This is a genomic window from Streptosporangium album, from assembly GCF_014203795.1.
GTDB lineage: Bacteria > Actinomycetota > Actinomycetes > Streptosporangiales > Streptosporangiaceae > Streptosporangium > Streptosporangium album.
The window spans coordinates 371,782-397,794 of sequence record NZ_JACHJU010000002.1; the positions used below are offsets into that span (position 1 = coordinate 371,782).

Here is a 26,013-nt window from a genome sequence, read left to right on the forward strand (position 1 = left end):
CAATAGGACCATTTATTGAAAAGGAAAAGTTTCCAATCGAAAGCTTTCAGTGGACGATGTCGAAGTCCAGACCGTCCGCCCGCCCGATGTGCGCGTGCCGCCGTACTCCCCGGCCCTGAAGCGTCAGCCGCCCCCGCGCGGTGACGATGGAGGTGCCGTCGGCGATGGCGTCCACCGCGGGTACGGCGAGCGTCCCGGCGCGCGAGCCGAGCGCGGCGAGCATCAGCACCGCTTCGTAGCAGCCCTGCCCGTGCCCGTTGAGCAGGGGCGCGCTGCTGCCGAAGCGGCGGATGTAGCGCTCGCCGAGGCTCAGGCTGTCGTCGGTGACCATGCTGGCGAAGTAGCCCATCGCCCCGTAGAGCTCGCCGGTCGCATCCCCGCCGATGCCGAGCAGGCCGTGCTCCTCCAGCGCTCCGCAGAGTCTCGGGCACGACAGTCCGGCCGCGGTGAAGGCCCGGTTGAAGGTGACGAGGTCACTGCCGATCAGGCTGAGCAGTACGGCGTCGGCCCGGCTGGTGGCGAGCCGTTCCAGGATCCGGGGGAGATCGCGCATGCCGTACGGCACGAACCGCTCGCCGACGACCGTGACGTTGCGGGCGGCGAGGTGGCGGCGGGCCGCCTCGTGGACCAGACGCGGCCAGATGTAGTCGTTGCCGAGCAGGAACCACCTGCGGGCGCGCCGGCGCTCGATGAGCCAGTCGATACCCGGCCGGAGCTGGCGGTCAGGCGTCTCGCCCAGGAAGTAGACCCCGGGCGTGTGACCGCCCCCCTCGTACGGCGGGGCGTAGACGAACGGCGCCCGCCCGGCCAGCGCCCGGACCACCGCGATCCGCACGTCACTGCCGTGGGTGCCGACCACCGCGTCGATCGCTCCGCTGTCCGCGAGCATCCCGACCTCGGCGGACACCCGCCGCGCGGGGCGGCCACCGTCGATCAGAACCAGCTCGATCGGCCTGCCGAGCATCCCGCCCGCGAGGTTGACCTCGTCGGCGGCGAGGATCGCACAGTTGATCGCACATGGTCCCACCAGGCCGAGGACCCCGGAGACCGGCACCACAAGTCCAACGCGCAGGGCGTCGCTCTGGATGAGCTGGGCTTCCAGAGGATCGATGACCGGTGTGACGGCTTCTGCCACACAGACGAGTATCCTCCCAAAAGAAGCCTTGGCAGACCTTTTATGCAACTGGGATAAAGGCGGGAGCCTCACGTGGTGACGACCGGACTGGGATCCTCGCTCGCCTACCTGCTCAGCAGGGCAGAGCGCAGCGTCAACCGCGGTCTCGCCGCCGCGGTGACCGCCGAGGATGTCACGGTCGAACAGTGGCGCATCCTGCGTGCCCTGGCCGACGGGCGGGGGCACTCGATGGGCGATCTCGCCGAGGCCGTGCTGATGCCGCATCCGACGCTGACCAAGGCGATCGACCGGTTCATCGACCGCTCGCTCGTCTACCGGGGGCACGATCCGGCCGACCGGCGCAAGGTCGCGGTCTTCCTGTCCGACCGGGGGGCCGAGCTGCTCGCCCGGGTGGAGGGCGGGGTGGCCGGCCACCACCGGCTGATCGAGGCCGCCTACGGCACCGAGCGCACCGAGCAGCTGATGCATGACCTGCACAGGCTGGTCGTGGCCCTGGACGAGCCCTCCCGATCCGTCGCGGGGCCGGAGCCGGCCGATCCCGCCCGTTCGTGACGCGCCCGGCATGGCCGGAGCGTCTTCCGCCGGTGGAGGGCCCGGCCTCCCGGGTCCGCCGGGGAGACCGGGCCGGTCCGTCAGGGGTGGAGACCGCGCAACCGGTGGGCCTCGGCGACCCTGCCCACGCCGATGAGGTGGGCCGCCTGGCGCAGGCTGATCCCGCGCTCGGCGGACATCGCCGTGACCGCGTCGAAGGAGTCCTCCATGAGCTCGCGGAGCCTGGTGTCGACCTTGGCCGCGCTCCAGGAGCAGGCCTGCAGGTTCTGCACCCACTCGAGGTAGGAGACGATCACACCGCCCGCGTTGGCCAGGATGTCCGGGACCACCGTGGTCCCGGCGTCGCCCAGGATCCGGTCCGCCTCCGGGGTGGTCGGGCCGTTGGCGCCCTCCACGATCAGGCGGGCCCTGACCTTGGGCGCGTTCTCCGCCGTGATCACGCCCTCCAGCGCGGCGGGGACGAGCACGTCCACGTCGAGCTCCAGCAGGTCGGAGTGGGACAGGGCGTCGGCGTGGCGATAGCCGTACACGCCGCCCGTCTCCTGCACCCACGCCCGCAGGTCGTCGACGTCCAGGCCGGAGTGGTTGACCACCGCGCCGGTGGCGTCGGAGACCGCCACCACGCGGCAGCCGGCGTCGGCGAGGTAGCGCGCGGCCGGCGCGCCGACCTTCCCGAAGCCCTGGACCGCGACGGTGCGGCCCTCGGGGGAGCCCGGGAGGGCCTTGAGCGTGGCGATCAGCACACCGCGGGAGGTGGCTCCGGCCCGGCCCAGGGAGCCGCCGAGGGCCGTCGGCTTGCCGGTCACCACGCCGGGCACGGGGTAGCCCGCACTCACCGAGTAGGTGTCCATGATCCAGGCCATGGTCTGCTCGTCGGTGCCGACGTCGGGTGCCGGGATGTCCTTGTCCGGGCCGATGATGGGCAGGATCTCGTTGACGTAACGGCGGGTGACCCGCTCCAGCTCCCGCGTGGTCAGCGAGGCCGGGTCCACGGAGACGCCGCCCTTGGCGCCGCCGTACGGGATGCCGACCAGCGCGCACTTCCAGGTCATCCACATGGCCAGCGCGGTGACCTCGTGGATGTCGGTGGAGGGGTGGAAGCGGATCCCGCCCTTGGCGGGGCCGCGGGTGGTGTTGTGCTGGACCCGGAAGCCGCGCACGACGTCCATCCGGCCGTCCTCGCGGCGGACGGGCACCGCGACGGTGAGCGAGCGTCGGGGGGTGGCCAGCATCGTGCGCATGCCGTCGTCCAGGTGGAGCCGGTCGGCCGCCTGGTCGAGCTGGAACAGCGCGGAGTCGAGGGCCTGACGGCCCGGGCTGATGAAGGGGGTGGCTGCCGGCGTCGTTGACGGCACCGTGAGAGTCATGAAGGAGAGCCTCCGTACGGGAGCGGAGCGCCGTTGCTCCGCTCAGGGCTGCTGGTAATGATCACACGATTGCCGGAGTCTTTGCCGGGTCGTGTGAAACTTTGCGTACTTGTGGATGCGTTTTGTGTCTTTCCTCACTTCCGGATTGCTCTGTCGTTATCGATCAGAGCGGATGGGCACGGTGAGGGCAACGCGCCAATATGGCAGGCTGCCGTTGGCATGCCTGCCGTTCTGTAGTGCTGAAGGGATCAACGTGCCGGAACTTGTGGTCGGGCCACTGCTGCGTTACGTGAATGAGACCAGCGCATCGGTGTGGGTGGAGACCAGCGAGCCGTGCGAGGTGACGGTCGAGGTCGGTGAGGCACGGTCACAGGCGCTGACGTTCACCGTGCACGGCCACCACTACGCGATCGTGGACGTCGCCGCCGAGGGCGCCTACCAGGTCCGGCTGGCCGGGGAGACCGTGTGGCCCCTGCCGGACCAGCGGCCCGGCCGTATCCGCTTTCTCGGCCCCGGCGGACCGAACCGGGTGGTGTTCGGCTCCTGCCGGACCAGCGTGCCGCATGACACGATGCACATCGTCTCGCACGGGGTCGACGTCCTGCGTGCGTACGGCCGCAGCATGATGGACAGCCCCGAGGAGGAGTGGCCCGACATGCTGCTCCTGCTCGGCGACCAGGTCTACGCCGACGAGCCGTCGGTGGAGATGCTGAAGTTCATCAAGGACCGCAGGGACGGCGAGCCGGTGGGTGAGATCGCCGACTTCGAGGAGTACGCCGAGCTGTACCGGCAGGCGTGGACCGACCCGGAGATCCGCTGGATCCTCTCGACGGTGCCCAGCGCGATGATCTTCGATGACCACGACCTGCGCGACGACTTCAACACCTCCGCCTCCTGGCGCGAGAAGATGGCTGCGGTCTCCTGGTGGCCGCGCCGGGTGGCCTCCGGGCTCGGCGCCTACTGGATCTACCAGCACCTGGGCAACATGTCACCGGATGAGCGCTCCTCGGACAAGCTGCTCAGCAAGCTGTGCGCGGCCGAGGGCGACGGGGGCGAGGCGCTCGACACCTTCGCCCGGCGCGCCTACGACGTCCCCGCCGACAACCGGTGGAGCTACTCCCGCGACCTCGGCGGCACCCGCCTGATCATGCTCGACTCCCGCTGCGCCCGGCAGCTCACGCAGGGGGACCGGCGCATGATCGACCCGGTGGAGTGGGAGTGGCTGACCGAGGAGCTCCGCAGGGGCGGGGTGGAGCGCTTCGTGATCGGCACGTCGGTGCCGTTCCTGCTCCCGGCCGGCATCCACCACATCCAGAACTGGAACGAGGCGCTGGCCCAGGGTGCCTGGGGCAGGACGGCGGCCCGCTGGTCCGAGGCGCTCCGCCAGGCCGTCGACCTGGAGCACTGGGCGGCCTTCCGGCGTTCCTTCGAGGACCTGTCCGAACTGCTGGCCGGGACGGGGAAGCCGGTGATCGTGCTCTCCGGCGACGTGCACTACTCCTACGTGGCCAAGGCCAAGGGGCTGCCCGTCTACCAGCTCGTCTGCTCCCCGATCCGCAACCCGCTGAGCCGTACGCTCCGCCTGGCCAACATCGTCGCCCAGTTCGGCGTCGCCACACTGATCGGCGGCTGGCTCTCCCGCCTGGCCAGGATCCCCAGACCTCCGTTCAAGTGGCGGATCACCAACGGTCCCTGGTTCTCCAACGCGCTGGCCACCCTGTCCCTGGACACCACACCCCTGTCCGTCCGCTGGGACACCGCCACCGGGACCAACCTGTCGGAGGTCACCACCGTGGAGCTCCCCGACCACGGTTGACGGACCCCCGGAACCGGTACGGCCCGCGCCCCGGGGCGCGGGCCGTACGGAGGATCACTTCGCGAACTCGGCGAGGGCGTCGGCGAGCTGGTCGACGGCCCAGAGGAGGTCCTCCTCGGAGACGACGATCGGCGGGGCCAGGCGGATGGTGGAGCCGTGGGTGTCCTTGGCGAGGACACCGCGGCGCATCAGCGCCTTGGAGATCTCGCGCCCGGTCGCCAGGGAGGGGTCGATGTCGATACCCGCCCACAGGCCGCGGCCGCGCACGGTCACCACGCCCTGCCCGATGAGGCCGCGCAGCCTCTCGTGCAGGACCGCTCCGAGCTCCTTGGCCCGTGCCTGATACTCGCCGGTGTTGAGGAGCTCGATGACCGCGCATGCCACCGCGCAGGCGAGCGGGTTGCCGCCGAAGGTGGATCCGTGCTGGCCCGGCCTGATCACGCCGAGGATGTCCTCGTTGGCGGTGATCGCCGAGACCGGGACGACCCCGCCGCCCAGAGCCTTGCCCAGCACGTAGATGTCGGGGACGACCCCCTCGTGGTCGCAGGCGAAGGTGTCGCCGGTGCGGCCGAGACCGGACTGGATCTCGTCGGCGATCATCAGGATGTTCTCGGCGGTGCAGAGCTCGCGGACCTGGGTGAGATAGCCGTCCGGCGGGACCAGCACGCCGGCCTCGCCCTGGATGGGCTCCAGCAGCACCGCGACGGTGTTGGCGTCGACGGCCTCGCGGATCGCCTCGACGGAGCCGTACTTCACGACCGTGAAGCCCGGGGTGTAGGGGCCGAAACCGTCGTGGGCGTCGGGGTCGGTGGAGAAGCTGATGATCGTGGTGGTGCGGCCGTGGAAGTTGTCCTCCATCACGATGATGTTGGCCTGCTCCGGGGCGACGCCCTTGACCTCGTAGCCCCACTTGCGGGCCACCTTGATCGCGGTCTCCACGGCCTCGGCGCCGGTGTTCATCGGCAGGACCATTTCCTTGCCGGTGAGGTCGCCCAGCCCGGCGGCAAAGGCGGCGAACTGGTCGTGGAAGAAGGCGCGGCTGGTCAGGGTGAGCTTGGCCAGCTGCTGCTGCGCCGCCTCAACGATCTTCGGATTGCCGTGGCCGAAGTTCAGCGAGGAGTAACCGGACAGGCAGTCCAGGAACCGCTTGCCCTCCACGTCGGTCACCCAGGCGCCCTGCGCCTCGTGGATCACGATGGGGAGCGGGTGGTAGTTGTGCGCGCTGCGGCGTTCGCTGAGCTCGATGAACTGGTCTGTGGTGGTCATCCGATATTCGCCGTTTCTTTGCTTTTGGCTGCTATGTCTACTTTCATCCCCGAATCTCAAGCGTGCAGCACTTCGGCCCGCCGCCCGCTTTGCGCAGCTCCGACAGGTCGACCGGGATGACCTCGAAACCGTGGCGCTTGAGCTCCAGCTGGAGGTTGGCCGCCTCGAGGTTGATCACCACGTGGGTGCCGTCGCTGACCGCGTTGAGGCCCAGCACGGTCGCGTCGCTCTCATCCGCGACGACCGCGTCGGGGAACAGGTTCTTTAGCACTTCCTGGCTCCCCGCCGAGAAGGCCCCCGGGAAGTATGCCACGTTATGTCCGTTTAGCGGGAACAGTGCGGTGTCCAGGTGGTAGAAGCGGGGGTCCACCAGCTGCAGCGTTACCACCGGGCGGCCGAGGAACTCCTGGGCCTCCTTGTGCGCGGTGATGTTCGTGCGGAACCCCGTCCCGGCCAGCACCAGGTGGTCGAGAGTGAGGAAGTCTCCCTCGCCCTCGTTGGTGAAGGCCGCCTCGTGCACCCGGTCGTAGCCGTTGGCGACGAACCACTTCAGATACGCCGGCCCCTCGGCGGCACGCTCCTGGTGAGCGAACCGCGCGCCGTACACCCGGCCGTCGACGACGAGCGCGCCGTTGGCGGCGAAGACCATGTCCGGCAGGCCCTCCACCGGGTCGATCAGGCTGACCCGGTGCCCGAGCTCCTCATAGGCGCTCTTGAGCCCCTCCCACTGCCGGACCGCCACCTTGCGGTCGGCACCGGCTTCGGGGTCCATCCACGGGTTGATCGCATACTCAACCGCAAAGTAGTCGGGCCGGCACATGAGATAGTGCTTGGTCATGGGGGAGCTCCGCAAAGGATGTCGTGGTGGGGATGGCAACAGCCTAGGAACGGAGGTTCGCGCGGGCCAAGAGTCCGATCGTGCGCGTTTGCGCAGCTCTCTTGCGTGTTTCAGGTAATCGACGGCGATCCGTTGTGTGTGGTGATCAACGGGGCGTCGATCAGCCGGGAGAGCACGATGGAGCTCTTGGTCCGCACCACGAACGGCTCCGAGGCGATGCGCTCGATCACCTGCTCCACATGGCGCACGTCGGTTGCCCTGACGTGCAGCAACGCGTCGGCCTCACCGGTGATGGTGCACGCGGAGACCACCTCGGGAAGGCGGGCGACGGCCACCCCGATCTCCGCCGGAGAGGTTTTGCCCGCGCAGAAAAGCTCCACGTAGGCCTCGGTGGTCCAGCCGAGCGCCGCGGGCTCCACCCTCGCGGTGAACCCGGTGATCGCCCCCGTCTCGCGTAGCCGATCCACCCGCCGTTTCACCGCCGACGCCGACAGGCCCACCCTCTGCCCGATCTCCGCATAGGTGCTGCGGGCGTCCTCGACGAGCGCCCCGATGATGTCACGATCCAGCCGATCCAGTTCCACGCTGCTTTGTAACACACCACTTCACGCCGTTCGGCAACGCGGTGGGCCGCGCCGGTCGTGAAACGGCGGACGGCCCCTCCACGACGCGGAAAACGGGTGGCCTCTCCGCGACGCGGAAAGAGGGCCGCGACGGAATGTCACGACCCTCTTCTGCGGTCCCCGGCCATCCGGATGTCGCGCGCCTCAGGCGGGCTCAGGCGGGCTCGGATGCGCTCAGGCGGGCTCGGCCTCGCCCGTGGCCTGCTCCATTGCCTCTTCCGGAGACGCCTCCAGGTCGTCGCCTGCCTGGGCGAGCGCCGACTGCTTGTCCAGGCGGACCCAGCTCGTCACGCTCTCGATGGCGAACAGCACGCCGAGGTAGAGGGTGAGCGCGGCCAGCACCCAGGTCAGCACCCCGAACGCGGCGCCGGCACCGATCAGCAGCAGCCGGAGCTCCCAGCCCAGTCCGGCCTTGAACACCCAGTCGGGCGGCCAGATGCTCTGCCGGGTCCGGTACACCGTGTCGTAGGTGTGGTAGCCGATCACGTAGATCAGCACGAAGAGCAGCCACTTGGGCGCGTCCGCGGCCAGGCCGATCAGGATGATCGTGAGGAACTCGATGGTCCGGATCAGCGGCGGCATCAGCCAGTCGAGCCTGCCCAGGTGGTCACGGGCCACGGTCGGCAGCACCAGGGCCACCATGACCAGGACCGGGACGAGCAGGACCGGGCCCTCGTCCAGCATCCCGCTCACCGCCATCGCGACGATCGCGAGCAGCGCGGCGAGCGCGGCCGGCACCGGGGGCAGCCCCGGCCCCACCTTGTCGCGGAGCGCCATCACCAGCGGGCCGTCGTCCCGGTAGGCGAGCAGCCGCGCGGTCTGGATGCGCAGCCGTTCCTCGTAGGGGTCGGGGACGGGGCTGGTCTGCGGCTGGGTGATCATGCGAGTGACCTCATCAGACGTCCGGTGAGCGTGTAGGTGGCGGCGATACCGCCCCAGATGATCAGCGTGAGGAAGGTGACCCGGGCGTCGAAGAGGGCGCTGACGATGGCGATGGCGGCGAAGCGCTCACCGATCGGGAAGACGATCATCTTGCGGGCCCAGTAAACGGCCCGGTACTTGCCCGCCTTGCTCCACATCTTCAGCAGCCCCCTGATCCCGCCGCTGCGCGCGATCTTGCGCTGCTCCAGCGCCGCGCGCAGCTCGGTGTCGGCGCTGATCGTCAGCGACACCGAGGGCAGCGGCGACGGGGGCTTGCGCCGGTTGGCAGCGCCGAACGAGAAGTCCAGCAGGTGCTTGCCGGACTGCAGGCTCAGCGCGATCAGCGCCAGCGTCCACACGTCACCCACGCCGGAGACGGCCGCGCCGACCGCCAGGCCGGCGAAGACCACATACTCCTTGAAGCGGTCGAAGGTGGCGTCCAGCCAGGCCCCGAGCACGCCGAACTTGCGGGCGTAACGTGCGACCTGCCCGTCCACGCAGTCGAACACGAACGCGAAGTAGATCAGGACGCCGCCGGCGACCATCCCGGCCCGCGCGCCGGTGGCGAAGCACGCCGCCGCGGCCACGCCCAGGGCGATGGAGATCAATGTGACCTGGTTGGGCGTCAGTCCCCTGCGGGCCGCCCAGCGGGCGATGAATCGGGAGTAGGTGCTGACGAAATAGGTGGTGAAGAAGCCGTCGGCGCCCTTGACCGCGTTGTTCAGCCGGGCCCTGTCCTCGTTGATCATGGACATCTCGGCCGCCGACTCGTCGGCCTGCTCCTGGCTGACCAGCCGGCGGAAGAACAGGTCGCGACGGCCTCGGATGCCGACCGAGACGCCTCGCCGTACCAACCCCAGGACCAGGAGCTGGACCAGGTCGTCCTCGGGGCCGAGCAGGTGCGCCATGTCGGCGAGCTCGCGGGCGGCCTCGGCCAGTGTGGGCGCGTGCTTGTGGTGCAGGTGCAGCGGGCCGAGCAGGACGGCGTTGGGCCGGGTCACCGCGTGGTAGGCCGAGCCCACCGAGATCACCCGGGACTTGCTGGCGCGCGCCCGGACCGGCAGGTCTTCCCAGGTCCGGTCGCCGATCTCCGGCTCCGCCTCGTCGATCGGGACGTCGGGGACGATGGTGTCGCCGTTCTCGTCCTCTTCGTGGGGCTCCTTGGCGATCAGCGCGAGCGCTCCGCGCTTCGACTTGGTGATCTGGTAGATCAGCTCGTCGTGGATAAGGGAGTTGGCCGGGAGGATGAGCAGGTTCTCCGTGGCGTGCTCGACCGCGTCGGCCACGGCACGCAGGTCGCCGGCGAGGTCGGAGGTCTCGACGAGACTGCCGGGGAAGCCCCGGTAGGCCGGGGCGTCGCCGGTGCGGGCGATCGTCACCGGCGCGGAGTCGAGCGAGGCGAGCTGGCCGTGCAGCTTGCCGATCACAGTGGGGCAGCCGGGGAGCGCGGGCAGAGTCAGCGCGGCGGGCGGCGTCGACTGAGCCGGAGCGGCATCGGGGCCGGGCGATGAGCCCAGCAGGACCACGCGGGGCATGGCACCCTTTCGTGCGGGGGCGGGGTAAAACGTGGCGCGGGGAGGTCGCCAGAGGTCAAAGTTTAGTGAGTTTTGGATGAACAACATGCACCCGTGATCCATCTGTGCCACTTGATCATGATTGAAACGCTGACACGTAGGGCATCCCACTAGACTGACCCGGTGAGTCTTTACCGTGACGACGGCATCGTGCTGCGCACCCACAAGCTGGGCGAGGCCGACCGGATCGTCACGGTCCTGACGCGGCGCACCGGCAAGATCAGGGGGGTCGCCAAGGGGGTCAGGCGGACCATGTCACGGTTCGGCGCCCGCCTGGAACCGTTCACCCATGTGGATCTCCAACTCCACACCGGCCGCACGCTCGACGTGATCACCCAGGCCGAGACGGTCCGCCCGTACGGCGAGGCACTCGTGGCAGACTACCCGCGCTACACCGCGGGCAGCGCGATGCTGGAGACCGCAGACCGGCTGACCCTGGGGGAGAAGGAGCCGGCGCTCCGCCAGTTCCTGCTGCTCGTCGGCGGCCTGCGCACGCTCGGCTCGGGGGAGCACGAGGCCCGGCTGGTCCTCGACGCCTACTTCCTGCGCTCGCTGGCCGTCGCCGGTTACGCCCCGGCGCTGGAGTCGTGCGCCCGCTGCAGGGCCCCCGCGATCCGGGCGTTCGCCATCGTGGCGGGGGGCGTGGTGTGCGGGGGCTGTCGTCCCGCGGGCGCCGCCGTGCCGGCCGGGGAGACTCTCGCCCTGATGGTCGCGCTACTGAAGGGCGACTGGCTCACCGCCGACGCCTCCGAGGGCCGGCACCGCGCCGAATGCAGTGGGCTGGTCGCCGCATATCTCCAGTGGCACCTGGAACACGGCATACGCTCTCTCCGACACGTAGAAAGGGAGCCTGCCTCGTGAACGTCCGTCCCCCGGCCTCTCACCCCTCCGGTGCCGTCCCGCCCCCCATCCCCCGCGACCTCGTGCCCCAGCACGTGGCGATCGTGATGGACGGCAACGGCCGCTGGGCCAAGCAGCGTGGCCTGCCGCGGACCGAGGGCCACAAGGCGGGCGAGGCGTCGCTCTTCGACGTGATCGAGGGAGCGATCGAGCTCGGCATCCCCTATCTGTCGGCCTACGCCTTCTCCACCGAGAACTGGAAGCGCTCCCCGGACGAGGTGCGTTTCCTGATGGGGTTCAACCGCGACGTCATCCGCCGCCGCAGGGACGACCTCCACGCCATGGGCGTGCGGGTCCGCTGGGCCGGTCGCCCCGGACGGCTGTGGAAGAGCGTCATCTCCGAACTGCAGGACGCCGAGAGGATGACCGAGCGCAACTCCACGCTGACCCTGCAGTTCTGCGTCAACTACGGCGGGCGCGCCGAGATCGTGGACGCGGCGCTGCGGCTGGCCGAGGACATCGCCGCCGGCCGGGTGAAGCCGGGCCGGGTGCGGGAGGAGACCTTCGCCCGCTACCTCGACGAGCCCGAGATCCCCGACGTCGACCTGTTCGTGCGCTCCTCGGGCGAGCAGCGCACCTCCAACTACCTGATCTGGCAGATGGCCTACGCCGAGATGGTCTTCCTCAACCGTCTGTGGCCCGACTTCGACCGCAGGGACCTGTGGGAGGCCTGCGAGACCTACGCCAAACGCGACAGACGGTACGGCGGCGCCGTGCCCAACCAGGTCTGAGCCTCCTGCCCGGGCGGGTCGGATTCCGCCCCGGGGCCCTCACCCCCGCCCGGCGGCCGGTGAGACCGCCGGGCACGTTCCGGCTCAGCGGAGGGTGGAGGAGACCGCTGCCCCCGCCGGGCGTGCCGCCCCGTGCCGGGTTGGCGCCGCGGCCGATCGCTCTGTTGCGGGTCATGACGCTGTTGAGCACCACTCTTAGAAGCGATCACAAGGAGGTGAGGCCCGTGACGACCGCCCCCGTCGTCATGGAGCTGGTCGGCCTCCCGGATCCGCCCCTGCGGCTGATCGTCGGCAGCCACTCCTGTCGACGCAGGCGCTCGCTGCAGACGTCGTGTAGGGCGACTGCCCGCCGGCGTCGGCATAGATGACGGCGAGGGCGCTTTGGCGGGGAGGGAAATGCTCGAACGACGTCCTGGCATGGGCGCAGCCGATGGAAGGCGCACCGCTCCTCACCTATGACCGAGGTCACACTCAGGGGTGGAGTCTCGTATCCTTCGAGCGCAGCCATAGCGCTCTCCGTCAAACTTCTCAGAGGAGCCTGAACAGGATGAAATTCTGAGTCGAGGACAAGCATGGGAGGTTCCCGCGAGGGGAGAGCGGTTGGTTCGAGAGTCCCCGATGAGGTCGTCCCCCGAGAGGTGCACCCGTTGACTGTCAGGATCGAACGCGACGGCCCCGTCGCGACCGTCGTCCTGTCCCGTCCCGAGGCGCGCAACGCCGTGGACGGACCCACCGCCGCGGCCCTCGCCGACGCCTTCCGTGACTTCGACGCCGATCCGGACGCGGCGGTGGCCGTGCTGTGGGGTGAGGGCGGCACGTTCTGCGCCGGTGCCGATCTCAAGGCCATCGGCACCGAGCGGGGCAATCGGGTGGCTCCCGGCGGTGACGGGCCGATGGGCCCCACCCGGATGCGGCTCGGCAAGCCGGTGATCGCGGCGGTCGCGGGGTACGCGGTCGCGGGCGGCCTGGAACTGGCGCTCTGGTGCGATCTCCGGGTGGCTGAGAGCGACGCGGTGTTCGGCGTCTTCTGCCGCCGCTGGGGCGTTCCGCTGATCGACGGCGGCACCGTCCGGCTGCCGCGGCTGATCGGGACCGGCCGCGCGATGGACATGATCCTCACCGGGCGTCCGGTGCCCGCCCGGGAGGCCTGCGACATGGGCCTGGTCAACCGGGTGGTCCCGGTCGGCCAGGCGCGTGAGGCCGCCGAGAGCCTCGCCGCCGGCATCGCGCGCTTCCCACAGGCCTGCATGCGCGGTGACCGCATGTCGGTACTGGAGCAGGAGGGGCTGAGCGAGGAGGAGGCCATGGCGGGTGAGCTGCACCACGGCATGGAGGTCCTGCCCGGCGCGGTGGCCGGTGCCGCTCGCTTCACCTCGGGAGCCGGACGCCACGGCGACTTCGGTGCGATCTGAGGGGGCGGTCAGGCCTTGACCTCGCGCAGGCGGCCGGTTTCGACCTCGTAGACGAAACCGCGTACGGAGTCGGTGTGGGGGATGAAGGGGTCGTCCTTTGGGGGCGGGCCGCCACAGGACAACCTACCCCTATTGCCTACTTAGTCAATAGGTAATTACGGAGTGTGGCGTCAGGCGCGGCGGCGGGCGCGGTAGGCGGCGACGTGCATGCGGTTTCCGCATGTACGGCTGTCGCAGTAGACCCGTGAGCGGTTGCGCGACTCGTCCACGAAGACGTGATCGCAGTCGGGGGCCGAGCAGGTGCGCAGGCGCTCCCACTCGCCATCCACGAGCAGATGGGAGAGCGCGACGCCCAGGTCCGCGGAGAGATGCTCGGCGAGCGAGGCGTCGGGGGCGAAGTAGTGGACGTGCAGGGCGTGGCCGTCGTGCTCGGTCAGGTGTGGGGTGATGCGGCTGCCGCTCAGCAGCGTGTTCAGCCGGATGACCGCGGTGGCCTGATCGGGAGCGGTGAAAACCTTGTGAAAGGCCTCGCGCAGGGCGCGCACCTGGCTCAGGTCCGCGGCGCCGAGCTCACCGACGCCGCTCACCTGCCGGCGTTCCACGAATTCGCAGAGCTGTACCAGGTCGGTCAGCCCGTCCTCACCTCCCGTGGAGGGAGAGGTGTTGACGAGATCGACCACCGTGGCGAGTGAGTGCACCATGTCATGTCCGAATGGCATGTTGACTCCCGTTGAATGCGGTTTCAGCGTTAGGGAACCCGTACGGCGGCTCGCCGTCTCGGAAGAGTATCTCTCCGGCGGGTGTCCGTGGGCCTCTCACGATCGCGCGACGCCACGAGGTACGGCGTGCGCGGCCGGGGCGGGGTCCGCGGCCGTTCCCGGTTCCGGTATCCCCGCCGGGTGGGGGACTGCCCCGCCCGCCAGCCGTCAGATCCGGCTCGGCGCCTTCGCGGGCCTGACGGCCATCGAGCAGGAGCCACAGGTGCCGAAGACCTCGATCGTATGAGTGATCTCGGTGAAGCCGTGTTCGGAGCCGACCGCCTCGGCCCAGCGCTCCACCGCGGGTCCGGCAACCTCCACGGTGCGGCCACAGCGGCGGCAGACCAGGTGGTGGTGGTGATCGCTGCTGGTGCACGCGCGGTAGACCGACTCGCCGTCGTCGGTCCTGAGCATGTCGACATGGCCGCTGTCGGCCAGCGCCTGAAGCGCCCGGTAGACCGTGGTCAGCCCGATCTTCGCCCCTTCGGCGCGCATCTCGGCGTAGACGTCCTGCGCGCTGCGGAAGCCCTCGCTCTGGCGGAGAATCTCGTGGACGGCATCGCGTCTGTTGCTCATCGGCTGGGCTCCTCTGCTCGGCTCCGGCGTACGAATCTACCGAGCCCGAGGGCCAGGACGAAGCCCGCAAGAGCCACGATCACGATGATGGCGCCCGGCGGGACCTCGACGTAGAACGAGGAGGTCAGCCCGCCGACCGTGGCGATCATCCCGAAAACCATGGAAAGTCCCATTGTGCTCATGAAACCCCGGGTGAGTTGCTGGCTGGCGGCCACCGGGACCACCATCAACGCGCTGACCAGTAGCAGTCCTACCACGCGCATGGCGATGACCACGGTCAGCGCGGCGGTGACGGCGATCAGCAGGCTGAGGAAGCGCACCGGCAGGCCGCTGGCCCTGGCGACCTCCTCGTCCTGGCAGAGCACGTACAGTTCGCGTCCGAAGAAGGCGACCACACCCAGCACGGCGGCCGCCAGCAGGCCGATCACCCACACGTCCTGGGCGCTGACACTGCTGATCGAGCCGAACAGGTAGGACATCAGGGTGGCGTTACTGCCGCCCGGGGCCAGCGAGATGAGCAGCACGCCTCCGGCGATGCCGCCGTAGAAGAGCAGCGCGAGCGCCACGTCACCGCTGGTCCTGCCGCGTGCCCGGACCAGTTCGATCGCCACGGCGCCGAGCACCGAGACCGCCACGGCGGTCAGCACGGGTGCGGTGCCGGTCAGGAAGCCGAGCGCCACGCCGGTCAGGGCGACATGCCCGATGCCGTCGCCCAGCAGGGCCAGCCGGCGCTGCACGATGAACGTGCCGATGGCCGGAGCGGCCAGGCCGACCAGGAGAGCGGCGATCAGCGCCCGCTGCATGAAGTCGAACCGCAGAAGGTCGATCACGATACCGGTCTCCAGTCGAGCGGGCTTGAGGACTTCTCCTCGGCGTGCGGGTGCACATGGTCATGGCCGGGCAGCGCATGCGTGCCGACGGCATGGGGTGGCGGGCCGTCGTGGCAGACGCATCCGTCTCTGATCACCACCGCCCGGGTGATCAGCGGTTCCAGGGGGCCGAGTTCGTGGGCGACCAGCAGGACCGTCTTGCCCTGCCCGACGAGCGCCGCCAGGGTGTCGGCCAGGAGCTGCTGGCTCTCCGCGTCCACGCCCGCCGTGGGCTCGTCCATCACGAAGGTGTCGGGCTCTCCGGCCAGGGCGCGGGCGATCAGCACCCGCTGCTGCTGCCCGCCGGACAGAGCCTGGACGGGATCTCCGGCACGATGGGCCATGCCGACGGCCTCCAGCGCCGCGGCGGTCGCCTCACGGTCGGCGGAGCCGGTCGGACGGAGCCGCCGCTGCCGGGCGATCCTGCCGGAGGCGACGACCTCGCGGATGGTGGTCGGCACGCCGCCGCCCACCGAGAGCCGCTGGGGGACGTATCCGATCCGTCGCCACTCGCGGAACCGCGCGGGTGGCGTGCCGTACAGGAGGGTTGAGCCGCGGGTCAGCGGCGTCAGGCCGAGCAGGGCGCGGATGAGGGTCGACTTGCCCGACCCGTTCGCACCGAGCACGGCTACGACCTCGCCGGGATCGATGGTCAGGTCGACGCCGCGGAGCACCGGACGGTGGTCCAGGCTGACCTGGCCGCCGCGCATGGTGAAAACTGCCTGATTGGATGTCACGAGTCGCCTTTACGAGCAGCTGAGGGCCGCTTGAAGTGCGGTGAGGTTCTGGCGCATGGCGGACAGGTAGTCACCGGTCGCCGGCTGGCTTTCGACCGGGTCGAGGACCGCGGTCTTGGCACCGACCTCCTGGGCGAGAACCTCGGCGACCTTGGGGCTGACGAGGGTCTCGGTGAAAATGGTAGTCACCTTCTCCTGCTTGGACACCTTCGCCACCTCGGCGAGGCGGGCGGGGGAGGGCTCGGCGTCCGGGTCGAGGCCGCTGACCCCGATCTGGCGGAGCTTGTAGCGGTCGGCGAGATAGCCGAACGCGGTGTGGCTGGTGACGATCGCCTTCGAACCACAGGAGCTCAGGCCCCGCGCCATCTCGCCGTCCAGGGAGCTGAGAGCGGCCGCGGTCGCGGCGGCACGCTGCCGGTAACCCTGGGCATGCGTGGGGTCGGCGGTGGCGAGCCTCTCACCGAGCTTGGTCGCGACCGTCGCGAAACGGGAGGGGTCCAGCCAGAGGTGCGGGTCGTAGCCGACGTCGTGGCCGTGCTCCTCGCCCTCGGCCGGCTCGCCGGCGACCGCGGGGAGAGTCGTGACCGCGGTCGCCGCGTCGAAGCTCCGGTCGGCGGCGTGCTGCTCCACCGCCTCGTCCACGGCGGGCTGCACGCCCTTGATGTAGGCGATCAGGGTGGTCTCCTCCAGGCCGGCCACCTGGATCGGCGTGAGCTCCAGATCATGCGGCTCGACGCCGGGCTTGGTCAGGCCCGTGACGGCGACGTCGGGGCCGCCCACCTGTCCGGCCAGCCACTGCAGGGGATACATGGCGGCGGCGACGTCGATCTTCCCCCCGGGCGCGCCGCCCGGCCGGGCGGAGTCGGCTGAGCCGGAACCGCAGGCGGCGGTGGTGGCGAGAACGGTCGAGAGAGCAAGCGCACCCACAGCACGCATACGCATACGTCGGGAGAAGTCGGACATCATGGGGACCAGTATGAACGCAAATGAAAACGATTGTCAAAATCAGTGCGGCGAGGTCGGTCGGCGAAGGGGGCGAGCCGCCGACCGACCTCTCGTCGTCGCGCCGGTGAGCCGCCGCTCCCCGGCATCGATGTTCACGGGGGTGAGCCGTCCGAGGGGTGGGCTCAGTGAGACTTCGGGACGATTCTTCCTTCCCCGGCGTAGACGTTCATCGAGTTGCCCCTGACGAACCCGATGAGCGTCGGCCCCGTCTCCGCGGCCAGCTCCACCGCGAGCGAGGAGGGGGCCGAGACGGCGGCGAGCAGGGGAATCCCGGCGGCGTGAAGCCCCCGGTCCGGTCGAACACCCGTTGCGCCGAGCGGAGCCGGTCGGGCAGCGCGGCGACCACCTCTGGCGGCACCAGTAGCGGGTCGTGGCGGGGAGCGTTCGTCGGCGGCGAACTGCTGGTGCGGGCCGTCACCCAGGGGACCGGCGCCGAACGCCTGCCGGGCAACTTCCCCGGCTACACGCTGCTTCCCACGGCATGACCAGAAGGTCCCGACCTTAGAAGGCCCCGAAACGATCGGCGATGAGCAGGATCAGGAAGGTGAGCAGGACGATGCGCAGGAGGCGGCCCCGGACGCCGAGTGACGGCCACGACATGTAGGCGAGCCAGCCGACGAACCCCAGCACCGGCAGCACCGCGAGGCCGCCCCAGAAGGACGGCACCGCGAAGCCGACCAGGAGCAGGATCACGAGCGCGACCGGGGCGATCCACCGGGGGAGCTGGAACAGGAAGACCAGCGGGGCCGCGCTGCGCTGCTCGACCTTCTGCCGCAGGCCGGTCGCGCCCGGCGTGAGGAACTGCTCACCGGGCGGGAGTGGGCGTTGTCTCCGCTGCTGAGGCCGGTGCCGAGCCAGAGGATGTGCGGGACGCTCGCTGCGTTTGTCGGCCACAGGCCCGAGCCTAATACCGGGACGTCCGGAGCGACACGCTTCGGCGCCCGGCGGAGCGAGTGCCCTCTCCGGCTTGCGGTGGTGCGCTCGCGTGTGTTGCGGGTGTGGGCGGCGGGATCTCCCGCTCCGTAGGGGTGAGGGGGCGGCAGGGCTCTGGCATGCTGGGCGGATGCTTGCTCTCATCCGCTACTCGGTGCCCTCCGGCAGGACCGAGGAGTTCCTGGCCCAGGCCCACGACATCGTCGACACCCTCGCCGCGCAGCCCGGTTACGTGCGCGGCCGGGTGGTCCGGTCGGTGGACGAGCCGGCGCTGTGGGCGCTGGTCAGCGAGTGGGAGGGGGCCGGTTTCTACCGGAGGGCGCTGGGGGCGGCGCGGATGGCGATGTATCCGCTGATGACGCTGATGATCAACGAGCCGAGCGCCTTCGAGGACGTGGACCGGTCCTGACGGCTTTTCGGGACAAGGGGGGCGTGATGCTCCATGCGCGCCTGTGCTCCCTTCCGACTCCCCTAAGCTGGGAACTCCACTATTCCTCGCCGACCTCCAGCCGGATGGAGATTTTCCCTTATGGCACGCCGTACGGACATCATGGACACCATCGTCAGCCTTGCCAAGCGACGTGGCCTTGTCTACCCCTCCAGTGAGATCTACGGCGGCCTGCGGGCCTCGTGGGATTACGGTCCGCTGGGTGTGGAGCTCAAGAGCAACGTGAAGCGGCAGTGGTGGAAGAGCGTGGTGCAGGGCCGCGACGATGTGGTCGGCCTTGACTCCTCCGTGATCCTGGCCCGTGAGGTGTGGCAGGCCAGTGGCCACGTCGAGACCTTCACCGACCCGCTGACCGAGTGCCAGGCGTGTCACAAGCGCTACCGCGCCGACCACCTCGAAGAGGCCTACGAGGAGAAGCACGGCAAGGCGCCGGAGAACGGCCTGGCCGACATCACCTGCCCCAACTGCGGCAACAAGGGCTCCTTCACCGCGCCCAAGCAGTTCAGCGGCCTGCTGAAGACCTACCTCGGCGCGGTCGAGGACGAGTCCGGCCTGGCCTACCTGCGGCCGGAGACCGCCCAGGGCATCTTCATCAACTACCTCAACGTGCAGCAGTCGGCACGCAAGAAGATCCCGTTCGGCATCGGCCAGATCGGCAAGTCGTTCCGCAACGAGATCACCCCGGGCAACTTCATCTTCCGCACCCGCGAGTTCGAGCAGATGGAGATGGAGTTCTTCGTCAAGCCGGGCACCGACGAGGAGTGGCACCAGTACTGGATCGACGAGCGCTTCGGCTGGTACACCGACCTGGGTATCAACCCGGAGAACCTCCGCATCTACGAGCACCCGCAGGAGAAGCTGTCCCACTACGCCAAGCGGACCGTCGACATCGAATACCGCTTCAACTTCACCGGCAGCGAGTGGGGCGAGCTTGAGGGTGTCGCCAACCGCACCGACTACGACCTGACCGCGCACGGCAAGGCCTCCGGCACCGACCTCAGCTTCTTCGAGCAGGACACCGGCGAGCGCTACGTCCCCTACGTGATCGAGCCGGCCGCCGGTGTCGACCGCGCCACGCTCACCTTCCTGCTCGACGCCTACACCGAGGATGAGGCGCCCAACGCCAAGGGCGTCCTGGAGAAGCGCACGGTCATGCGCCTCGACCACCGCCTCGCGCCCGTCAAGGTCGCGGTGCTCCCGCTGTCGCGCAACGCCGACCTGTCGCCGAAGGCCAAGGACCTGGCCGCCCAGCTCCGTCGCCGGTGGAACGTCGAGTTCGACGACGCGGGCGCGATCGGCCGCCGTTACCGCCGCCAGGACGAGATCGGCACGCCGTTCTGCGTCACCGTCGACTTCGACACCCTCGACGACCACGCGGTGACCATCCGCGAGCGCGACTCGATGGCCCAGGAGCGCGTGGCCCTCGACCAGGTCGAGTCCTACTTCCGCCAGCATCTCAACGACTGATCGTCACCAGATCCGGTACGGCTCCCGCCACACAGGCGGGAGCCGTACCCGTCTGTCAGGGGTTGACCGCGCGGAACAGGAGTGACCTCGTGGCCTTGTGGACGGCGACGCAGATCACCAGGCGGTCGCCCGGCCAGTCCTCCCGGGCGGGAATGACGGGCATCGAGCTCAGCCGGTCCTTGATGGGGCTGCGCTCGAACAGCGGGGCGAGGCGCCGGTCGCAGCCCTCCTCGGCCAGGCTGTCGACTCTCTTCTGGCCCGGCCATCTGCCGGAGGGCAGGTCGAACCTGGCCAGCACCTCGCCCTCGTGCGCGTCGGTGCACTCGGCCAGGAACACGTCCCCCACGGTTTTATCGAACACGTCGTCCACACACGTGCCCGGCATGACGTCGTTGATGTAGGCGGTCTCCCTCGGCTCCCCGGTCTGTCCCGGCGCGGGGTCGGAGGTGGTGAAGGACGTGTCCGCGCCCCCTGTCCCCTCCTCCTGCGGCGCGGGGACGAAGCGCCGGGCGAAGACGACGGTGCCGCCGATCAGGACGGCCAGGACGAGCACTCCGGCGAGGGCCGCCAGCACGACCGGTAACGTCCGGCGGCGCGGCAGCGGCGCGAGGGGTGGGAACACCGGGGAGGGCGGCCACGGTTGCCGCTGTCCCGGCGGCGAATACGGAGTCCACGACGGCTCTTCCCGATGGTCGGGACTTACCCACGGCCGCTGTTCTCCCGGCCCCACATTCATCACAAAGGTGACAATCCCACAGCGCCCCCCGGTGGGCCAGCGGAACGCGAGGCTCACGGAAGGCGGGGGTGGCCGGCGTGCGCTCCTCATCCCCGCCTGAACCGCGGGTGAACGCGGCCGAATGCCGGATAATTGGTTTATACCAATTGGTTTATACCAATTCTAGGGACGGCCGATACGGTGGTTGATTTGGCGCCGATTTGAATTGGATTAGACCGCTATGTGGGTCCTGACGTGCGCAAACGTAGCGTCTTGTGTTGGGTGATGTTTTATCGTCTTATTCGTCGGTAGAGTCCGAAGTGAGGCGAACCACGCGTCGTTTGAAGTCGCAGAAGGAGCAACCGTGCCGAAGTACGTTTACGACTTCACCGAGGGCAATAAAGATCTTAAGGATCTACTCGGAGGTAAGGGCGCCAACCTGGCGGAGATGACCAATCTCGGACTGCCGGTGCCCCCCGGCTTCACCATCACCACCGACGCGTGCCGCCGGTTCCTGGAGGACGGCGCGCTCCCCGACGGCCTGGACGAGGAGATCTCCGGCCACCTGGTCGCACTGGAGCGGCGGATGGGGCGTCGCCTGGGCCAGGCCGACGACCCGCTGCTGGTCAGCGTACGGTCCGGGGCGAAGTTCTCCATGCCCGGCATGATGGAGACCGTTCTCAACATCGGGCTGAACGACGAGTCGGTGCACGGCCTGGCCAAGCAGTCCGGCGGCAACGAGCGCTTCGCCTGGGACTCCTACCGGCGTCTCATCCAGATGTTCGGCAAGACCGTCCAGGACATCGACGCCGCGCTGTTCGACGATGCCTTTGAGGAACTCAAGAACGGCCGCGACGACCTGGACCTGGAGGCGGCCGACTTCCAGCGGCTCGTCGAGACCTACAAGGGCATCATCCGTGCCCAGACCGGACAGGACTTCCCCGCCGACCCACATCAGCAGATGAGCATGGCCGTCAAGGCGGTCTTCGACTCCTGGAACGCCCCGCGCGCCATCCTCTACCGCCGTCAGGAGCGCATCCCGGCCGACCTCGGTACGGCGGTCAACGTCTGCTCGATGGTCTTCGGCAACTGCGGCATGGACTCCGGTACCGGTGTCGCCTTCACCCGCGACCCCGGCACCGGGCAGCCGGGCGTCTACGGCGACTACCTGCAGAACGCCCAGGGGGAGGACGTGGTCGCGGGCATCCGCAACACCATGCCGCTGCAGGAGCTGGAGGGCATCGACAAATCCGTCTACGACGAGCTCCTGCAGATCATGGAGAAGCTGGAGAACCACTACCGCGACCTGTGCGACATCGAGTTCACCGTCGAGCGGGGCAAGCTCTGGATGCTCCAGACCCGTGTGGGCAAGCGGACCGCGGGCGCCGCGTTCCGCATCGCCGTACAGCTCGTCGACCAGGGCCTGATCGACCTCGATGAGGCCGTGAGCCGGGTCACCGGCGACCAGCTCGCCCAGTTGATGTTCCCGCGCTTCGCCAAGGGCACGGAGAGCACACAGATCACCACCGGGATGAACGCCTCCCCGGGGGCGGCGGTCGGCAAGGCCGTCTTCTCCTCCGAACGGGCGGTCGAGCTCGCGGCCCGGGGTGAGGCCGTCATCCTGGTCCGGCACGAGACCAATCCGGACGACCTGTCCGGCATGATCGCCGCTCAGGGCGTCCTGACGAGCCGCGGCGGCAAGACCTCGCACGCCGCGGTGGTCGCCCGGGGCATGGGCAAGACCTGCGTCTGCGGTGCTGAGGAACTGGAGGTCTCCGCCGACGAGCGCAGGTTCACCGCACCCGGCGGCGTCGTGGTCTCCGAAGGAGACGTCATCTCCATCGACGGCTCCAGCGGCGCCGTCTACCTGGGCGAGGTGTCCGTGGTCGCCTCCCCGGTCGTGGAGTACTTCGAGGGCACGGGCGACACCGGCGACGAGCTCGTCCAGGCGGTGCACCGTCTCATGGGCCACGCCGACGCGTCCCGGCGGCTGGACGTGCGGGCCAACGCCGACAACGCCGAGGACGCCGCCCGCGCCCGCCGTTTCGGGGCCCGGGGGATCGGGCTGTGCCGTACCGAGCACATGTTCCTCGGAGACCGCCGCCGGCTCGTCGAGGACCTGGTCCTGGCCGTCTCGCCCGAGGAGCGGGAGCGGGCGCTGGCCGCGCTGCAGCCGCTGCAGAAGGCGGACTTCACCGAGATCTTCCAGGCGATGGAGGGACTGCCCGTCACGATCCGCCTGATCGACCCGCCGTTGCACGAGTTTCTGCCCGACTTCACCGACCTGTCGGTCAAGGTCGCCCTCGCCGGGGAGCAGGCCGACGACAAGGACCGCAGGCTGCTCGCCGCCGTCAAGCGCCTGCACGAGCAGAACCCGATGCTGGGCCTGCGCGGGGTACGGCTCGGTCTGGTCATCCCCGGCCTGTTCGCCATGCAGGTCCGGGCGATCGCCGAGGCGGCCAAGGCCGTCCCGGGGACCCGCGCGGAGATCATGATTCCGCTCGTCGCCGCAGTCCAGGAACTGGAGAGCGTCAGGGACGAGGCGCGGGCGATCCTCACCGAGGTGGGAGTCGGAGCGCTGGTCGGCACCATGATCGAAGTGCCGCGCGCGGCGCTGACCGCCGGGCAGATCGCGGAGGCCGCCGAGTTCTTCTCCTTCGGTACCAACGACCTGACCCAGATGACCTGGGGCTTCTCCCGCGACGACGTCGAGGCCGCGTTCTTCTCCAAGTATCTGGACCTGGGCGTCTTCGGGGTCTCCCCGTTCGAGTCCCTGGACCGCGACGGTGTCGGCCGGCTCGTCCGGATCGCCGCCGAGGAGGGCCGCGCGACCCGTCCCGACCTCAAGCTCGGCATCTGCGGCGAGCACGGCGGTGACCCCGACTCCATCCACTTCTGCCACGAGGTCGGGCTGGACTACGTGTCGTGCTCGCCGTTCCGCATCCCGGTCGCCCGGCTGGAGGCCGGCCGGGCGGCCCTGGCGGCGGGGGACTCCGGCACCCGTTGACCTCTCTCCCCCCGGGGCGCCTTCCACGCGCAGGCGGCGGGTGCCCCGGAGGCGGGCTGTGCCCGATGACCGCAGGTCAGCGGCCACCAGGTGTTTCCCCGCCGTTAGGTATGGGGTGTCGCTTTCATGGATAAAATCACTGCACTTATGCACGGTTATGACGAGCACGATCAGGCGAGATGGGTACCGGAATCTCCCGGCAACCTGGAGAGAGGCCCGTTCGAGCGGGACCGGGCGCGGGTGCTGCACAGCGCGGGGCTACGGCGGCTCGCCGCCAAGACCCAGGTGGTCGGGCCGGGGGAGACCCTCGGCAGCGGGCAGCACATGCCGCGTACCCGGCTGACCCACTCGCTGGAGTGCGCCCAGATAGGCAGGGAGATGGGTCAGTCGCTCGGCCGCGACCCCGATCTGATGGAGACCGCCTGTCTGGCCCATGACCTCGGGCATCCGCCGTTCGGGCACAACGGGGAGACCGCGCTCAACGAGCTCGCCGCCGGGTGCGGCGGGTTCGAGGGGAACGCGCAGAGCCTGCGCCTGCTGACCCGGCTGGAGGCCAAGGTCCTCACCGAGGACGGCCGCAGTGCCGGACTCAACCTCACCCGCGCGTCATTGGACGCCGCGGTCAAATACCCCTGGACCCGCGAGAGGAGCCCCAAATACTGCGCCTACGACGACGACATGGCCGTCTTCGCGTGGATCAGGCAGGGCGCCCCGGAGGGACGGGTCAGCTTCGAGGCTCAGATCATGGACTGGGCCGACGATGTCGCCTACTCGGTGCACGACCTGGAGGACGCCGTCCACTCGGGCGCCGTCGTGCCGCAGAACCTGCGCGACCCCGCCGAGCGCAGGGAGGTCTGTGCGACCACCCGGGCCTGGTACGTCCCGGAGGCCGACCCCGGCGAGCTGGAGGACATCTTCGGCCGTCTGGTCGCCCAGCCGCTCTGGCCCCGCCACTTCGACGGCTCGCTCACCGATCTCGCCGCGATCAAAAGTCTCACCAGCTCGCTCATCGGCCGTCTCTGCCGGTCGGCGCAGCTGGCCACCCAGGAGGCCCACGGCCAGGCTGCCGGCCGCTACAGCGCCGATCTGGTCGTGCCCAGGGCCATCCGGCTGGAGTGCGCCCTGCTGAAGGGACTCACCGCCCACTACGTGATGACCCGGGACGCACACAACGCCAACCAGGCCAGGCAGCGCGAGCTCATCCACGACCTGGCCCACCTGATCATGCTGGGCGCGCCCGGCACTCTGGAGCCCGCGCTCCGGCCCTTGTTCGTCAGGGCCGGGAGCGACGCCGCGCGGCTGCGTGTGGTCGTCGACCAGATCGCCTCGCTCACCGACACCTCCGCGGTCACCTGGCAGAGGCACCTGACCGGACGTTGACCCCGCCGGGGCGGGCGGCCGACCGCCCGCTGGTGCTAACCGCCCACCGTGATGTGCTCGTCGTCGGGCTTCGGGGGCTTCTCCGTGGGCTTGGGCTTGGCGCCCGGTTTGGAAGCGCACAGGGTCACGCACTTGGGCGCCGCCCCCGTCTGGTTCATCACGCTCCGCATCTCGTCCTTGGGGGAGAGCGTGCGGTTGCCGTTCAGCCAGGCGTCCAGGTAGTTCCACGGCTTGACCATGCCGCGCCGTACCCACCAGAGCGAGGGGGAGGTCTTCCAGGAGATCGCGAAGTAGAGGTTGCTGGCGGTGGAGCGGGCGTTGCCCGAGTTGCCGACCTGGCCGAGAAGCTGGCCCGCGCTGACCCGTGTCCCCGGTGCGATCCCGGGGGTGACTCTGTCCAGGTGCCCGCCGAGGTAGCGCACGCCGTCGTCCCCGATGACCGTGACGAACCGGCCCTCGCGATCGGCGCCCCGATCGGTGGAGGGCTTCCACTGGTTCTTGGTGTTGACCTCGTCGACCACGCCGTTCACCGGAGAGACGAACGAGCATCCCCTGCCCGCCCAGATCGTCGTCTTGGGCAGGACCAGCAGCCTGCTCTCGTAGGTCACCCTGCAGTTCTTCACGGGGAAGACATAGGTGTAGTCGGACACCTTCGGCGGCGGCACCTGCACCGGATCGTCGGCCTTGGGGCGTTTCACCACTATCGGCACCTTTGGGACGGACGTCCGCGTCGGCGATGGAATCGTCGCGGTCACCGCGCCAGGTGCCGCGACGACTTCGGCCGCAGAGGCCGGAGGCAGGGTGCCGACGCCTGCCACGCCGCCGGGTGACGCACAGGCCCCCGTGACGAGCACCGCGCCGGTCACGGCGGTCAATCGTGCTATATGCCCCGATCGCATGATCTCCACCCAGGTAACTTATCGAGAATCCGCCTTTACCTTTGTAACGGACCTTCCGATTGGTCACGACCTGTTCCCGAAAGT

24 protein-coding genes and 1 pseudogene are annotated in these 26,013 nt (G+C 69.5%); 9 read left to right on the forward strand and 16 right to left on the reverse strand.

Features of this window, described 5'->3' with window-relative positions:
* Nucleotides 1-46 precede the first annotated feature (46 nt).
* Nucleotides 47-1,135 (reverse strand): substrate-binding domain-containing protein, encoded by a 1,089-nt coding sequence (locus FHR32_RS25360; RefSeq protein ID WP_184757014.1) that lies wholly within the window; start codon nt 1,133-1,135, stop codon nt 47-49.
* A 75-nt stretch (nt 1,136-1,210) separates the two neighbouring features.
* Here FHR32_RS25360 and FHR32_RS25365 point away from each other — a divergent pair, with 75 nt between their 5' ends.
* Nucleotides 1,211-1,687, forward strand: coding sequence for a MarR family winged helix-turn-helix transcriptional regulator (locus FHR32_RS25365; RefSeq protein ID WP_312882694.1), 477 nt, complete (start codon nt 1,211-1,213; stop codon nt 1,685-1,687).
* An 80-nt stretch (nt 1,688-1,767) separates the two neighbouring features.
* On the opposite strand, the gene FHR32_RS25370 is transcribed toward FHR32_RS25365, so the two are convergent.
* Nucleotides 1,768-3,054, reverse strand: coding sequence for a Glu/Leu/Phe/Val family dehydrogenase (locus FHR32_RS25370; protein WP_221466198.1), 1,287 nt, complete (start codon nt 3,052-3,054; stop codon nt 1,768-1,770).
* A gap of 253 nt (nt 3,055-3,307) precedes the next feature.
* Between FHR32_RS25370 and FHR32_RS25375 the strand changes: the two genes are divergently transcribed.
* Complete coding sequence (locus FHR32_RS25375) at nt 3,308-4,870, forward strand: alkaline phosphatase D family protein (RefSeq protein ID WP_184757016.1); 1,563 nt, start codon at nt 3,308-3,310, stop codon at nt 4,868-4,870.
* Nucleotides 4,871-4,924: 54 nt separating this feature from the next.
* On the opposite strand, the gene rocD is transcribed toward FHR32_RS25375, so the two are convergent.
* The 5 genes from rocD to FHR32_RS46125 all read right to left on the reverse strand — a co-directional run bounded on the left by rocD (nt 4,925) and on the right by FHR32_RS46125 (nt 10,053).
* Nucleotides 4,925-6,136, reverse strand: coding sequence for an ornithine--oxo-acid transaminase (gene rocD / locus FHR32_RS25380; RefSeq protein WP_184757017.1), 1,212 nt, complete (start codon nt 6,134-6,136; stop codon nt 4,925-4,927).
* Between the two features lie 43 nt (nt 6,137-6,179).
* Nucleotides 6,180-6,974, reverse strand: coding sequence for a dimethylargininase (gene ddaH / locus FHR32_RS25385; RefSeq protein ID WP_184757018.1), 795 nt, complete (start codon nt 6,972-6,974; stop codon nt 6,180-6,182).
* Between the two features lie 110 nt (nt 6,975-7,084).
* Nucleotides 7,085-7,558, reverse strand: coding sequence for an Lrp/AsnC family transcriptional regulator (locus FHR32_RS25390; RefSeq protein ID WP_184757019.1), 474 nt, complete (start codon nt 7,556-7,558; stop codon nt 7,085-7,087).
* A gap of 213 nt (nt 7,559-7,771) precedes the next feature.
* Nucleotides 7,772-8,479: a DUF5941 domain-containing protein gene (locus tag FHR32_RS46120; protein ID WP_184757020.1), complete on the reverse strand. Its 708-nt coding sequence runs from the start codon at nt 8,477-8,479 to the stop codon at nt 7,772-7,774.
* Entirely contained in the window at nt 8,476-10,053 is a 1,578-nt protein-coding gene (locus tag FHR32_RS46125) for a CDP-alcohol phosphatidyltransferase family protein (RefSeq protein WP_184757021.1), read from the reverse strand. Before FHR32_RS46125 ends, FHR32_RS46120 begins: the two co-directional genes overlap by 4 nt.
* A gap of 162 nt (nt 10,054-10,215) precedes the next feature.
* Between FHR32_RS46125 and recO the strand changes: the two genes are divergently transcribed.
* The 3 genes from recO to FHR32_RS25415 all read left to right on the forward strand — a co-directional run bounded on the left by recO (nt 10,216) and on the right by FHR32_RS25415 (nt 13,135).
* Nucleotides 10,216-10,953 (forward strand): DNA repair protein RecO, encoded by a 738-nt coding sequence (recO, locus tag FHR32_RS25405; RefSeq protein WP_184757022.1) that lies wholly within the window; start codon nt 10,216-10,218, stop codon nt 10,951-10,953.
* On the forward strand, nt 10,950-11,723 hold the full coding sequence (locus FHR32_RS25410; protein ID WP_184757023.1) for an isoprenyl transferase: 774 nt from the start codon (nt 10,950-10,952) through the stop codon (nt 11,721-11,723). The genes recO and FHR32_RS25410 overlap by 4 nt, the downstream gene beginning before the upstream one ends.
* A gap of 647 nt (nt 11,724-12,370) precedes the next feature.
* Nucleotides 12,371-13,135, forward strand: coding sequence for a crotonase/enoyl-CoA hydratase family protein (locus FHR32_RS25415; protein ID WP_184757024.1), 765 nt, complete (start codon nt 12,371-12,373; stop codon nt 13,133-13,135).
* Nucleotides 13,136-13,305: 170 nt separating this feature from the next.
* On the opposite strand, the gene FHR32_RS25420 is transcribed toward FHR32_RS25415, so the two are convergent.
* The 7 genes and pseudogenes from FHR32_RS25420 to FHR32_RS25450 all read right to left on the reverse strand — a co-directional run bounded on the left by FHR32_RS25420 (nt 13,306) and on the right by FHR32_RS25450 (nt 17,974).
* On the reverse strand, nt 13,306-13,854 hold the full coding sequence (locus FHR32_RS25420; protein ID WP_184757025.1) for a CGNR zinc finger domain-containing protein: 549 nt from the start codon (nt 13,852-13,854) through the stop codon (nt 13,306-13,308).
* A 207-nt stretch (nt 13,855-14,061) separates the two neighbouring features.
* Nucleotides 14,062-14,469, reverse strand: coding sequence for a Fur family transcriptional regulator (locus FHR32_RS25425; protein WP_184757026.1), 408 nt, complete (start codon nt 14,467-14,469; stop codon nt 14,062-14,064).
* On the reverse strand, nt 14,466-15,299 hold the full coding sequence (locus FHR32_RS25430) for a metal ABC transporter permease (protein ID WP_184757027.1): 834 nt from the start codon (nt 15,297-15,299) through the stop codon (nt 14,466-14,468). The genes FHR32_RS25425 and FHR32_RS25430 overlap by 4 nt, the downstream gene beginning before the upstream one ends.
* The gene (locus FHR32_RS25435; RefSeq protein WP_184757814.1) at nt 15,296-16,048 is read right to left on the reverse strand and encodes a metal ABC transporter ATP-binding protein; all 753 of its coding nucleotides are present in this window, start codon (nt 16,046-16,048) and stop codon (nt 15,296-15,298) included. The genes FHR32_RS25430 and FHR32_RS25435 overlap by 4 nt, the downstream gene beginning before the upstream one ends.
* Before the next feature lie 36 nt (nt 16,049-16,084).
* Nucleotides 16,085-17,011 carry a metal ABC transporter substrate-binding protein gene (locus tag FHR32_RS25440; protein ID WP_246467419.1) on the reverse strand — a complete coding sequence of 309 codons (927 nt, stop codon included), beginning with the start codon at nt 17,009-17,011 and terminating at the stop codon, nt 16,085-16,087.
* Nucleotides 17,012-17,202: 191 nt separating this feature from the next.
* Nucleotides 17,203-17,450 (reverse strand): annotated as a pseudogene (locus FHR32_RS25445) (formate dehydrogenase accessory sulfurtransferase FdhD); the annotation flags it as partial.
* A gap of 131 nt (nt 17,451-17,581) precedes the next feature.
* Entirely contained in the window at nt 17,582-17,974 is a 393-nt protein-coding gene (locus FHR32_RS25450; RefSeq protein WP_184757028.1) for a DUF6703 family protein, read from the reverse strand.
* A 169-nt stretch (nt 17,975-18,143) separates the two neighbouring features.
* On the opposite strand from FHR32_RS25450, the gene FHR32_RS25455 reads away from it, so the two are divergent.
* Nucleotides 18,144-18,422: an antibiotic biosynthesis monooxygenase family protein gene (locus tag FHR32_RS25455; protein ID WP_184757029.1), complete on the forward strand. Its 279-nt coding sequence runs from the start codon at nt 18,144-18,146 to the stop codon at nt 18,420-18,422.
* Nucleotides 18,423-18,542: 120 nt separating this feature from the next.
* On the forward strand, nt 18,543-19,928 hold the full coding sequence (locus tag FHR32_RS25460; RefSeq protein WP_184757030.1) for a glycine--tRNA ligase: 1,386 nt from the start codon (nt 18,543-18,545) through the stop codon (nt 19,926-19,928).
* A 55-nt stretch (nt 19,929-19,983) separates the two neighbouring features.
* Here FHR32_RS25460 and FHR32_RS25465 read toward each other — a convergent pair whose 3' ends face one another.
* Complete coding sequence (locus FHR32_RS25465; protein ID WP_184757031.1) at nt 19,984-20,550, reverse strand: septum formation family protein; 567 nt, start codon at nt 20,548-20,550, stop codon at nt 19,984-19,986.
* Between the two features lie 457 nt (nt 20,551-21,007).
* Between FHR32_RS25465 and ppdK the strand changes: the two genes are divergently transcribed.
* Together ppdK and FHR32_RS25475 are read left to right on the forward strand one after the other, a co-directional pair.
* Entirely contained in the window at nt 21,008-23,650 is a 2,643-nt protein-coding gene (gene ppdK, locus FHR32_RS25470; RefSeq protein ID WP_184757032.1) for a pyruvate, phosphate dikinase, read from the forward strand.
* Between the two features lie 147 nt (nt 23,651-23,797).
* Nucleotides 23,798-25,030: a deoxyguanosinetriphosphate triphosphohydrolase gene (locus FHR32_RS25475; protein ID WP_184757816.1), complete on the forward strand. Its 1,233-nt coding sequence runs from the start codon at nt 23,798-23,800 to the stop codon at nt 25,028-25,030.
* 35 nt (nt 25,031-25,065) lie between these two features.
* Here the strand turns inward: FHR32_RS25475 and FHR32_RS25480 are convergent, their stop codons facing one another.
* On the reverse strand, nt 25,066-25,728 hold the full coding sequence (locus FHR32_RS25480) for a M23 family metallopeptidase (RefSeq protein WP_312882697.1): 663 nt from the start codon (nt 25,726-25,728) through the stop codon (nt 25,066-25,068).
* Nucleotides 25,729-26,013: the final 285 nt, after the last annotated feature.